The organism is Bremerella sp. JC817 (assembly GCF_040718835.1).
Taxonomy (GTDB): domain Bacteria; phylum Planctomycetota; class Planctomycetia; order Pirellulales; family Pirellulaceae; genus Bremerella.
In genome coordinates this window covers 1-12,058 of sequence record NZ_JBFEFG010000234.1, presented here as the reverse complement: position 1 = coordinate 12,058, position 12,058 = coordinate 1, and the positions used below count along the sequence as shown (strand labels likewise).

The window sequence follows — 12,058 nt, the reverse complement described above, 5'->3', positions numbered from 1 at the left end:
GCAGCGTGCGAATTGACGGACCTTCGGGCGAACCTACGTTTTCAGCGGAGCCTGCGCGCTCTGAAAGCCTCCACGGACAAATGGGGCTTCCTGATTGCTTTCCTGAAACGTTTCGATGTCTGTTGTGGTTGCCAATTCGATGGTTCGCCGGCACGGCTTTTCCCTGGTGGAAGCGGTCGTGGCGATGTCGATTGTTGCGATCGCCAGCAGCGTGTTGCTGTTAGGCGTCGAGGCAACCATTTCTTCGGTGGAAGAGCAGGAAGAAATCACCATCGCCGATGGCATGGCGCGGCAGATGCTCGACGAGATTCAAGGCCAAAGCTGGGTCGATCCAGCTCTTCGTTCGCAGCCCTATCAAACGTCGCTGTCGGCTTCGGCCGACGAACGGGTCGGCCCCGGCCGTTCCCGTTTCGACGACACCGACGACTACAACGAATACTCCGCTTCGCCGCCAGTTCGGATCGATGGCAAGACGCTTTCGACCTGCGATACGAGTGGCGACACGCTTCCTGCGGGATTTCAACCTCGCAGCAACTTCTTGGCCAACTGGCGGTGCACCGTGGAAGTCGCTTATCTCAGCGAGAACAACCACTCCGTCCAAGTTGCCGACAATCACCCCACCAACTACCGCGTGTTAATTTGCCGAGTCTTTCGCCGAAACCTGGATGGCAACTGGCGGCAGATCGTACAGCGCGAACGTGTCATCTCGTACATCCCCGCACATGGCTAAGCGTCGTTACAACTCGAAGCCTGGTTTGTCGCTGGCGGAACTACTGGTCGCCACCGCGGTGATGGGCATTATTTGCTTGTCGTTTGGCTCGCTGGCCATGTCGGTGCAGATGGCGAATGCCTACTCGCAGGAAAAGAACCTGGTGGGGCAGCATGCTCGCATCATCCTGCAGCGAATCGAACATGCGATGCAAAGTGCGCACGCGACGGAACAGTTCCCAGGGATCGTGCCGATTCGCTATTACGATTCGATCTACGACTTCCCTCAGGCCGTTGCCATCTGGTCGCCAGAGGGGCTCGCGACTTCCGACTATCCTCAAATCGACGAGATGTTGATCTTCGCCGTCGATCCAGACCAACCGAACCGCTTGCTTGAAATTCGGGCGGGGACCGATCCTGGTTCCGCTCCAGCAGCAGGAAGCGATTCTTCCTGGCGAACGCTCATTGAAAGCCTGATCGACGACACCGATGCCGACGTGATCGAAATCAGCGATCTCGTCCGAGCCGGTCAGCATCAGACGCATTACTACAGCACGCTCCGGTTCCGCACGCGTGTGGTTCCTTCCGATGTCGAAATAGCCGAAGCCCGGGCCGGCAGTTCCGATTGGGAAGACTTGCCGTGGGCCACCAGCATCTATTCGTCGAAGGCAGGCGTCCGGCAGGTCTGGTGCTACTTCGAGTTTCAACTGGTCCCCGACGATAACATCGCCCAGCATGGTGCGATGCAGGATGAAGCGGTTCCGTTCTATGGTTCCTCGGCGATTTATCACCAGGTGACCAAATGACGAGCCCTCGCTTCCAACTGAAGAAGATTCGGCGTGATGGATTCGCCATCGTGATCGTTCTGGCACTGTTGTCGGTAACGTTGGCGTTGTCGTATTCGATGATGCGTGTCCAATCGACCACGCACCAAATTCAGAGCAATATGAGCCGTCAGGCCGATGCCCGCCAGGCGGCGATCTCGGGCATTTCAGCTGGCGTGCGCGAGATGTACGAGTCGGACTGGCCCGGGGTCGGCGCCAACCTGACGATGAGCCTTGGCAGCCACCGTTCGTATGAAATTCGGTATGAAACGGGGGATCCCTGGCTGCAACCAGGGGATGCCGACTACGCCGAGAAGCCGTTCCGCGTGACTGTCATTTCGACTGGGTATGCCTTCGATCCGGCGTCGCCCACCGTTCGATCTCAATCCACGATTCGCGCCGTCGTTCAATTAGTTCGGCGGAAGCTGCAAACCAATCCCAGTTCGTACCAGGCCGCGGCCGGCCATTCGCTTTATAGCTATGGCACCGGCGATTCTTACCTTGAACTTCCTAACCGCGTGCATGGCAAGTCGTTCATCAACGGTACGCTGAACCTGTGCGAAGACTGGCAGAAGACCAACCGGCCATTTTCGGGCTTGATTGATGAAATTGTCATTCATAACCGCGCGATGTCTGGGCTAGAAGTTTATGCCATCAACCAGACTGGGAATTCGTCCAGCTCGAACATGGCCAGCGTGCTGTCGTCTTATGGTATCCGCCACTGGTGGCGATTTAACGAGTCCGATTCGACGGCGACCGTTGCGATCGACTCGGTGGGTGGACGACACGGAACGTATCGCGGAGGTGTCGTTCCAGGCTACGACGTCGGAGGAGGCAATAAGGCCGTCTTTCTGGATGGTGTTTCCGGACGCATCGATCTCGGCGGGTTCGACTTGCCGAGCAATACCGACTTCACGATCAATGCCTGGATTGCTCCAACGAGCATGACCGGAACCAATGAAGATGCTCGAATCATCTCGAAAGCTATTGGCACGGACTCGAATGACCATTGGTGGATGCTAAGCACAACGCTTCGTGGATCGAAAGCCTACCCGCGCATTCGTTTGAAGACGACCAGCAATCAATACGAGAAGATCCCCAGCAACGGAAAGATCTACGCCAACCGTTGGATACTGCTCACGGTTACGTTTAGTTCTAGTAATAACTCGCTCAAGATCTACATCAATGGAGTGCAGGCCGATTCCTGGAACGTCGATGGCGACGCAAGATCGACCAGTTCGGTGTTGACCTGGATCGGCGACAATCCACCCGGCACGGCACGATCGCGGTACCTGGAAGACATCGCCTTGCTGGCCGCGGCCAGCACCGAGGACTATCGTCCGATGGCAGGCGAGGTCACGTTGTCGAGTGATCGCAACGACATTAGTACCGCGCTGACGCTCAACCGTCAGCTCAACTGCACGACGAACTATCAAGCCACGTCGGCAAGCGCACCAAGCAACACCACCGGCGGGACTGGCTACCGCCTCTTTCCGGGTGGGAAGGAATACACGATTCCCCTGGTCAGTTCTTCGCTGCAGAACGAAACGCTATCACCCGACATCGATACCAATCCACTCGGCATCTTTCGTGTCCAGGGCTCGGTTACGTTGCAGAACAATGTGAACATCGAGGGAACCCTGATCGCCCAGTACAACGGAAGTGATATCCATTTGCGCGGCTCGAACGTGACGGTGAAGGGGGTCGACCTGCCAGCACTGGACGGGGACGAGACCCGTTACCAGTTGCCGGCTTTAATCGCGAACGACGACATCGACGCCGCTCAAAGCACTCAGGTACAAATTGATGGGGCCATCGCCGCGTTTGGCGACTTCGAGGTCGAACCACTGTACAGCAATGGACAAGTTCAAATCGCCGGCCAGGTTTTCGCCGACGAATTTAAGCTGGAAGCCGGATCGGACTGGTCGTCGTTGGCCTACTATTCGTACTATTACTTCATCAATTTCGTGAATGCCGTGGGGCAGACCAACACGTCGGCGAACTTCGCCAGTTGGCTCAATGATTATTGGGTCGGCCGCCTGATCGATAAAGTCAAAATCAAGCTGCCAGATGAAGTCCCGACGTATCAATGGCTTGATCCAAGCCAGCCGATCTATCAGGTCGGGGATGGCGACGTCGGACTTGTCTGGGAACTGGTCCGCTGGCAAGACGATCGCGGCCAGTAATCCTCTTTGAAAGGAACCGAAATGAACGAATCGCGAAACCGTTGGCAAATGCTGATTGCTTTCAACGTATTGTGCCTGGCCGTGGGCTGGTGGTACTCGCAGAGCGATGCCGCTCCTCCCGAGCCACGTCAGCCCTTCGCTAACCCGGTTCAGCAGCGAGAGCAAATGATTCGTCTGCTGCAGGAATCGAATCAACTTCTGCGCGAACAAAACGAGCTACTGAAGTCTGGCAAACTCAAGGTCCAAGTGACCGCCGCCAAATAGGCACAAGATGGCCACGCCCAAGCTAACCCTGAAATACGCTGCACCGACTCGGCCTGGCCGAGCCGGCTTTACGTTGATCGAACTGCTGATCACGGTGGCGATTCTCGGCATCCTGGCGGCCGTGGTCATCCCTCAGTTCGGGGCAGCGGCCCCTGACCAGTTACAAGGAGCGGCCCAGATTATCGTCGCCGATCTCGACTACTCCCGGTCGTTGGCGATCTCCAACAGTTCGACCTATCGCCTTACCTTCAACGAGGCACAGAACCAGTACGTTCTGACCCATACCGGGGCGAACAATACGCTCGACACGCTGCCCGATAATCCCTTCCGAAAGCCTTCCGACGATCCGACCTCCCTCATCGTCTCGCTGGACGAATTTCCCCAGGTCGGGACACGCGTTTCAATCGTTGCGATCGTTACAGACGAATCGACGCCGGAGGCAGTCACGACGATTGAATTCGACACACTCGGTCAGACCACGCGAGAGGAACCTACACTTATCTGGCTTTCCTCCATCGCAGGGACCGAGGAAATCTATTTACCGATCTCGGTGAACCCCGTGACTGGGCTGGCAACCATCGGTGAATTCACGACGCAGGCTCCTAACATACTCGGTGCCGATGGTTCGTCTTGATCCTGGAAGGTTGAACATGTTTCGGCCAGCCAGGGAGCAGACACCTCTCGGCAATGGCACGACCCATGATTCGGCTTCCACTGTTTCGCTACAATCCGATCGGAATCGACATCGGTTCGAAGAGCATCAAGATGGTGCAGTTTTCGAAGGACTATAAGTCGGTCCAGGAAGCTGCCGTCGTCGACCTGCCTGAAGATATCTCGCCCGAGAAAGACTTCGAAGGCTATTTGTCCGCGCTAGGCCAAACACTTCAGAATGCCCGCATCGGCCGCAATTTCCGTGGCCACGACGCCATCATCTGCATCCACCAGCGTGACCTGTTTTTACATAACATCCGCGTCGGCAAGAGCGACTCGAAAGCCCTGGCCAATATCGTCCATCAAGAGGCCGCCGACCGTATCCCTTATTCGATGATCGACGCCGAAATCCGCTTCCTCGAATCGGAAGAAATCCGCCAGGGCGAGCAACTGCTGCGAGAAGTGATCATCATGGCCTGCTATCGGCCAAAGCTGGAAGCAATCCTCGATCAATGCGAGAAAAGCGGGTTCCGGCCAGTTTCGGTTGATGTTGAACCGATGGCGATCCTCCGTTCTTTCACGCGGCAATATCGCCGTGAAGCGGACGACGAAAATCGCGTTTTGTACATTCATGTCGGCTATACCAATACGTTGGTGATCATCGCCCAAGGGGGCCAGGTGTTGTTTGTGAAGTACATCGATGTCGGCGGTCGCCACTTCGATGAAGCAGTCGCCCGGCAACTCGACATGAGCCTGACCGATGCGATCAACCTTCGCAAACACAACGCCGATCGCCGCCGAGGCCAGCAAACGCCCGAAGTGGAACGCAGCGTGCTGAACGCGATGCGCGACGAACTGGAACGCTTGCAGAACGAACTGGCGATGTGCATTCGCTACCACAGCGTGACGTTCCGTGGCAAACCGCTGGTGCGTGTGGTGCTGTGCGGTGGCGAAGCAACCGAGTCCCTGCGTAATGAAATCGAACGCCTTTCGGGGATCGAAACCGAACTCGGCGACCCACTCCGCATCTACGAGGCCACGCAAAGCTTCGGACGACGTAGCCAATGGGACGTCGCCGTCGGGCTTGCGGCTCGCCAAGTGGGAGCAGCCAAATGACCCTGCACGAAATTGAATTTCTGCCGAAGAAGTATCGCGAAAAACGGACGCGCAGTTCGAGCAACATTTCGAGACTGGTTTTGGCTGCAGTCGTTGTCGGCGTGATGGTTACCGTCGTGATCTTCCAACTCGCCAAACTGCACACGCTGAACGTTCAGGTCGCTTCGCTCGACAAGCAGCATGAACGGATCTCGCAATTGATGCAGGAAGTTGATCGCAAGCGGGCGGAAGTTACGGCACTGCGACATCATGCCAACCTGCTCGCGTTTATGGATCACCCGTATCCGAAGTCGCAAGTGATTGCCTCGATCACCAATCCGCTGCCAGCCGATATCGTGCTGACTCGCATTCAATTGACGACCCAGCAGACCGGCCCGCCGGTTGTTCGGGGAGCAAAGGAAAAAGGATCGGTCGAGCCGAAAGGAGATCCACTGAAGGGGGATCTCGAGAAGCTGATCACGGAACTTCGCAACGAACGATGTTCGATCGAACTGGAAGGAACAACCCGCGACTCGTCGCTGCTTTATCAATTTCTGGCCGATCTCCACCAGTCGGAAGTGGTCGAGTCGGCCAAGATCGAATCGATCGATCCGCAACAAAACCCTGATGGCAGCGAGTCGTCGACCTTCACCGCTCATGTGCGGATCAAGCGTGGCCATTTCGCCGCCTTCGAACACTTGCTGGGCCAGGCTCTCAGTACCGCTAACTCGTCGGAAGGAGCCCTCTAGTCATGCAGATGCCGAAGAGTTCGACACCCTGGCTGGTAGCTGGCCTTTGTCTTGTGGCAGCGTTTGCCGTGCTGGTCTATTTACCGATCAGCCGTTCGATCTCGGCCAAACGCGATGCCTTGAACCTGAAGCTATCGCTGGTCGGCCAAGAGCAATCACTGCTAGCCCAAATCGATAAGTACCAGGCCGAAGTGGAAGAGGTGCAAGCGTTCTCGTCGACATGGCCAGAGGTCGAGAATGTGAACTTTGAACTCAGCCAGCTTCTGGGCGAGGTCTCGACTCAAGCCAAACAATCGGGCGCCGACTCATTACGCCTGGAACCAGGCCAAATCGAATCGATGCAGGCCCTGCAGCGTATTCCGGTTCGACTCGGCTGCAAAGGAACATTCCAAGAGATTCACGACTTGATTCGCCGCATCGAAACCATGCCGCAGCAAATCTGGGTCGAACGCATTGAGCTAGCACCGAGCGACGACACCAACCACGAGCTATCGTGCGAGGTAGAATTTGAGGCTTTTATGGTCTCGGTAAAGAATTCGCATTAGGAAGACTATTCCGTAAACCGATAACACGAAAGACGAGACCCCCTGGTGTCTCGACCGAACCGTGAAATTTAAGAACGTAACCACCCAACTTACCAAAGAAATCAAGCGGAACCCGGGCAAAGCTGCCGTCCTTGGTGGCTTGCTGGCTGTTGCCATCTGGTTCTGGTATCCGCTGATTCAAAAGTGGGTGGGCACCTCGAATAGTGTCGCGACGCCTGAGAAGGTCGAGCCGCTGGTGGTTCCCCAGCCAGGCGCATTGAAGACGGCCAGTCCGTCAGTCGCTGCGTCCTCCGGCACCGCCAAGAGCAACTGGAAAGAGGTCAACGAGCAGATCGCCGCGGATCCATGGATGGAACCAGGAACCCTCAATAGCGAGGGCTTCGATCCCTTCTATCCAACACCGCTGGCCACTTCGGTGACCTCGACTCCAGCCGAACTAGATCAGCCAGGGCAACTGGACGTTTCTCCGGAAGCGGCCGGCCTGGCAGTGACATCGGTCATTGTTGGCAGCAAGCCGATTGCCCGGATCAATAATCAAAACTATCGCCTCGGCGACAGAGTTAGTGGCGAAAGCCAGGTGGCCACCTTCACGCTGCTTCAGGTTCATCCCTGGGGAGTCACGCTGAGAGGGACCACGCAGAACTACGAGTTGCACTTGGATCAGACCAGCCTACAAGGACGTAGCAAACTGGTCCTGCGAAACGGGACGTTGCTTCCCCCAGAGAACTGAGCTCCGCTATCGACACGGAAGTCGAATGAAGAAACTCCTGATTCTATCGCTGCTGCTCATCAGCACGCTCGGCGGGATTGCCCTGGCAATCTTCCTCGAGTCGTGCGATCTCTCTCAATGGAATCTGCCCACCTTCCTGGCCCAGGCAATTCCGCAACCTGTCGTCGCAGCCGAACCAGAGCCTGCCCCGACGACGCATCTGACTTCCAACGTCAACATCGACGCACAACCAACGGCACCGACCACGATTCCGCTGGAACCCAATTACACCCAGCAGTTTGACCTGGATGCCATCAAAAAGACGCTCGAGCGAGCCGAAGCGACCCAACAGCAAATGGCTGAACAGCAAAACCGCTCGTGGGACGTGGTCAACAAAGCCCTCGACTCGATGAAAGAAGTCGCCACGTCAAAGAACGACCCGACTGGTGCCGCCGGCTCGGCCGTGAACGCCGCTCCACCTGCGTTGCCGCCTGCAACCCCAACCGCTGAGCCTGCCTATCAGCCTTCGCCAGAACCGATCGACTTGCCCAGTCCATCGCAGCCACGCATCATCCCCGACGAAGGGGACGACAAGCTAACGATCGTGATTCAAGACAGCGATATCCGCGAGGTCATTGAACTGTTGAGCGAACAAGGTCAGCTGAATATCTTGCCGAGCCAAAACGTCCAAGGGCGCGTTTCCGCATCGCTCACCAAGGTCGATGTTCGCACCGCACTGGCCGCGATCTTGAAATCGACCGGCTACATCATGCAGGAAGAAGATGGCTTCATCTTCGTCGGGACCCCGGCGGATATCCAAGGCATGCAGGTACTGCAGGACAAGATGGGCACGCGGATCTATCGCCTTAAATACATTCAGGCCTCGGAAGTCCAGACCCTGCTGACACCGTTGTTGACCGAAGGCGTTGGCTCGATCAGTATCTCGACCGCATCGAAGGTTGGCATTGGTGCGGATTCGACCGGCTCAGGCGCGAACGACTACGCCGGCGAAGAAACCGTGATCATTCGCGATTACGAGCAAAACCTGAAGAAGATAGATCAGGCCATCCTCGAACTAGATTGCCGCCCGCTGCAGGTGGCGATTGAAGCGATGATCCTCAGCGTTCAGTTGGAAGACTCACTCGACATGGGCGTTAGCTTCGAGGCCCTCCGTCAAAGCAACACGATCCGTATCATCTCCGAGTTCCCATCCAGTACGCTTCCGACGGTCAACATGGCGGATGGCGGGCTGAAACTCGGTTACCTGGATGCCAACCTTTCGTTGTTCGTGGAAGCACTGGAGACGATCGGTGAAACCAACGTGATCGCCGCACCGCAGCTTCTGGTACTGAACAAGCAGCGTGCTGAAGTCTTGATCGGTGAACAGAAGGGCTATATCAGCACGACCGTTACCGAAAGTGCTTCGACGCAAACCGTTGAATTCCTCGACGTCGGTACGCAGCTTCGCTTGCGTCCCTTTATCACCAGCGATGGAATGGTACGACTGGAAGTGCATCCTGAAATCTCGACCGGCGATGTGCGCGTCGAAGAAGGCCTGACGATTCCCAATAAGAAGGTCACCCAGGTCACCACCAACATCATGTGCCCCGATGGCCGTACGGTCGTCATCGGTGGTCTGATCAAAAGCGATCAAAAGACGAGTGGTTCGCAGATTCCGCTGCTAGGCAGTCTGCCAGGCGTTGGCGTGCTGTTTCGCTCGAAGCTGGAAGACCTGGAGCGTCAGGAGCTGATTGTTCTGATCACGCCACGTATCGTCGATCCAGGCAACATCCCGCAAGATGGCGAACAGGCTCGCGACCTGTTCGAGGTGCAGCATGAATACAGCGCCGACAAGATGAGCCCACTCAGCAAAGCCCACATCGGACGAAACTACTACCGCCGAGCGACCGCGGCCTGGGCGACTGGCGATGCTTACTCCGCACTGCGATACGTCAACCTGGCAATTCATTATGACGACACGATCCTGGAAGCGGTGGCCCTTCGCGAGAAGATCGTTGCCCAAACTGGCCTCGGAGATCGCTCGGTTCACACGCACCTGAAAGAAGGCCTGGCCCCGTGGAATCATCCGCACGGCGTCGAGGTTTCACCATGGCACCTCGATCGGATCGATCCCGCGCCGCCGTTGTATCCCGAGCAGCTATTTCCGTCGCCACACCCGGTGATCAATCCACGGATCGAAGCCCATCAATAGTCGAACCACAACTATGCGCCGTTTTCTTCTCGCTTTGTTCGCCGCATCACTGCTGATCAGCCAAACCACTGGCTGCGCGATCTCGCCCAAACTGCGTGAAGCGATTATGGATCCAGGCAAGGAGGAGCGGCAGCGTAAGGAAGAAATTCGCCGACTGGTTGACGAGCGACATATCACCACGCGGCTTCAAGCAGCCTCGACGATGCTCGAATCTGGTCGCTACGACGATTGCTTGCACGCACTTTCGGAAGTCGCCAAGCTCGATCCCGATTGCAAAGAGATGTTTCTTCTGAAGGCTGAAGTCCATATGTCTCGCAACGAGTTCGATGATGCCGCGGCCATCTATGCGAACCTGCTGAACGACTTCCCGAATGATGCCAACCTGCATCACTTGCATGCGATGGCCCTCGAATTCTCGGGCGATTCCGCCGGAGCAATGCTTGCCTTTCAGCGGGCCGCCGAGATCTCGCCGGACAGCTCGTTGATTCAGCTCAGCCAGTTCGACCGCCCCGAGACTGGCACCATCGTTCGCTAGGGACTAAGCTACGGAACAGATGACCTATTGTTCCGCAGTCTTGCCTTTCGACCACTTGCATGAAGATCCTGGCCCTCGAACCTTATTATGGCGGAAGCCATCGTGCTTTCCTCGACGGGTGGAGCCAGGCAAGTCGCCATGATTGGACCTGCCTTACCTTGCCGGCCCATCACTGGAAGTGGCGAATGCGGCACGCGGCGATCACCTTCGCCCAGCAGCTTCACGAGGCGCATAGCACCGACTTCGATCTTCTGCTTTGCACCGATATGCTGAACCTGGCAGCCTTTCGCGGCCTGGCCCCGAAAGCGATCGGCCCACTGCCGACGCTCCTCTACTTTCATGAAAACCAGCTGACCTACCCCGATCAGTTCCGCACGCAACGTGACTATCACTACGCCTTCGATAACTTCCAGTCGATGCTCGCCGCCGATGCGATCTGGTTCAATTCGCAGTACCATCGCGACGAGTTCCTTCAGGCAACCCGGCAGTTCCTGTCCCGCTTTCCCGATTACCACCTGGATGACCAGATCGACCTGCTTGCCCAGCGATGCACGATCGCCCAGCCAGGCCTTGAGGTTAGTCCCAAGCGAGAGACCCAGCCTCGTTTCGATTGTCCGCATATCGTCTGGGCGGCCCGCTGGGAGCAAGACAAAAACCCGGAAGATTTCTTTGCCGCACTCCAGCAACTGAACGATCACGGCGTGAGCTTTCGCCTGAGCGTGGTGGGTGAAAGTTTCCGCGATAGCCCGACGATCTTCGCCGAAGCCCAGGAGATGTTTTCAGACCAGATCGAGCAGTGGGGATTTCTGCCAAATCACGCCGACTACCAGGCACTTCTAAGGGAAGCAGATCTCTTCGTTTCCACTGCCATCCACGAGTTCTTCGGCATCTCCGCCGCCGAAGCGATTCTGGCAGGATGCATTCCCGTGCTCCCCAACCGCTTGGCCTATCCCGAACTGGTCGACCACCAGTCGCATCTTCTCTACGACGGAACGCCCAACGGTCTCGCCAGCCATATCCAGCACCTGACCCAAGACCAATCGTTCCAGCAGCAAGCCCAACAACAATCCCACCAGGCCCAACAACGCCTCAAGAACCTCCAGTGGCCAAACCTCGCCCCCAGCTACGACACCGCAACCGAACGAATCACGCGCCGGTAGTTGGACACTCACTAAGCCTAGAAGTCAGAAGAGCCATTGTTAAAAGTGACTTCTTTTCGCTTTGAAATATGACGGTGCGAATTCTCCAGCCAGTTGGCGATCCACTCACCTTTGGTTTGTAGTTGGCTGTGGCGCAGGTCTTTTCTGGGGATGATTCGGGGAGCGATTTGGGGATAGGATTGCGTTTGGTCAGCGGAAGTGGCTCTCTCCATCGTGAGAACTTGAGCAAAGTCCCACGAGATTCCCAGACCGCATGGCATGCAGTGTTTCAGCATCCGTCTAGAAGCTGTTTCAAAACCCTGACGTTATAAGCTTGCGCCAGGCAACGATTTGCGTTACACCTACCATCGAAAGGAGTCCTTCGATGGCTGGAAAGCGTGAGGTTCTGCTCACCGACGAGCAGTGGAAAATGGTGAAGCC

At 56.6% G+C, this 12,058-nt stretch carries 12 protein-coding genes; all 12 read left to right on the top strand.

Translation table 11 applies throughout. The features are described from left to right. Nucleotides 1-115 precede the first annotated feature (115 nt). Entirely contained in the window at nucleotides 116-730 is a 615-nt protein-coding gene (locus AB1L30_RS01390; RefSeq protein WP_367011538.1) for a type II secretion system protein, read from the top strand. Then, nucleotides 723-1,514, top strand: coding sequence for a hypothetical protein (locus tag AB1L30_RS01385; RefSeq protein WP_367011537.1), 792 nt, complete (start codon nucleotides 723-725; stop codon nucleotides 1,512-1,514). Before AB1L30_RS01390 ends, AB1L30_RS01385 begins: the two co-directional genes overlap by 8 nt. Continuing rightward, on the top strand, nucleotides 1,511-3,718 hold the full coding sequence (locus AB1L30_RS01380; RefSeq protein ID WP_367011536.1) for a LamG domain-containing protein: 2,208 nt from the start codon (nucleotides 1,511-1,513) through the stop codon (nucleotides 3,716-3,718). Before AB1L30_RS01385 ends, AB1L30_RS01380 begins: the two co-directional genes overlap by 4 nt. Before the next feature lie 21 nt (nucleotides 3,719-3,739). Then, nucleotides 3,740-3,982, top strand: coding sequence for a hypothetical protein (locus AB1L30_RS01375; RefSeq protein WP_367011535.1), 243 nt, complete (start codon nucleotides 3,740-3,742; stop codon nucleotides 3,980-3,982). Nucleotides 3,983-3,989: 7 nt separating this feature from the next. Next, a complete protein-coding gene (locus tag AB1L30_RS01370) occupies nucleotides 3,990-4,616 on the top strand; it encodes a prepilin-type N-terminal cleavage/methylation domain-containing protein (protein WP_367011534.1) in 627 nt (208 codons plus the stop codon). Between the two features lie 65 nt (nucleotides 4,617-4,681). Continuing rightward, the gene (gene pilM, locus AB1L30_RS01365; RefSeq protein WP_367011533.1) at nucleotides 4,682-5,749 is read left to right on the top strand and encodes a pilus assembly protein PilM; all 1,068 of its coding nucleotides are present in this window, start codon (nucleotides 4,682-4,684) and stop codon (nucleotides 5,747-5,749) included. Continuing rightward, nucleotides 5,746-6,477 (top strand): hypothetical protein, encoded by a 732-nt coding sequence (locus AB1L30_RS01360; RefSeq protein WP_367011532.1) that lies wholly within the window; start codon nucleotides 5,746-5,748, stop codon nucleotides 6,475-6,477. Before pilM ends, AB1L30_RS01360 begins: the two co-directional genes overlap by 4 nt. A gap of 2 nt (nucleotides 6,478-6,479) precedes the next feature. Further along, entirely contained in the window at nucleotides 6,480-7,022 is a 543-nt protein-coding gene (pilO, locus tag AB1L30_RS01355) for a type 4a pilus biogenesis protein PilO (protein ID WP_367011531.1), read from the top strand. Between the two features lie 61 nt (nucleotides 7,023-7,083). Then, entirely contained in the window at nucleotides 7,084-7,752 is a 669-nt protein-coding gene (locus AB1L30_RS01350) for a hypothetical protein (protein ID WP_367011530.1), read from the top strand. 25 nt (nucleotides 7,753-7,777) lie between these two features. Further along, nucleotides 7,778-9,943, top strand: coding sequence for a hypothetical protein (locus AB1L30_RS01345; protein WP_367011529.1), 2,166 nt, complete (start codon nucleotides 7,778-7,780; stop codon nucleotides 9,941-9,943). 13 nt (nucleotides 9,944-9,956) lie between these two features. Further along, nucleotides 9,957-10,478, top strand: coding sequence for a tetratricopeptide repeat protein (locus tag AB1L30_RS01340; RefSeq protein WP_367011528.1), 522 nt, complete (start codon nucleotides 9,957-9,959; stop codon nucleotides 10,476-10,478). Nucleotides 10,479-10,537: 59 nt separating this feature from the next. Continuing rightward, the gene (locus AB1L30_RS01335) at nucleotides 10,538-11,638 is read left to right on the top strand and encodes a DUF3524 domain-containing protein (protein ID WP_367011527.1); all 1,101 of its coding nucleotides are present in this window, start codon (nucleotides 10,538-10,540) and stop codon (nucleotides 11,636-11,638) included. The last annotated feature ends 420 nt before the right edge of the window (nucleotides 11,639-12,058 follow it).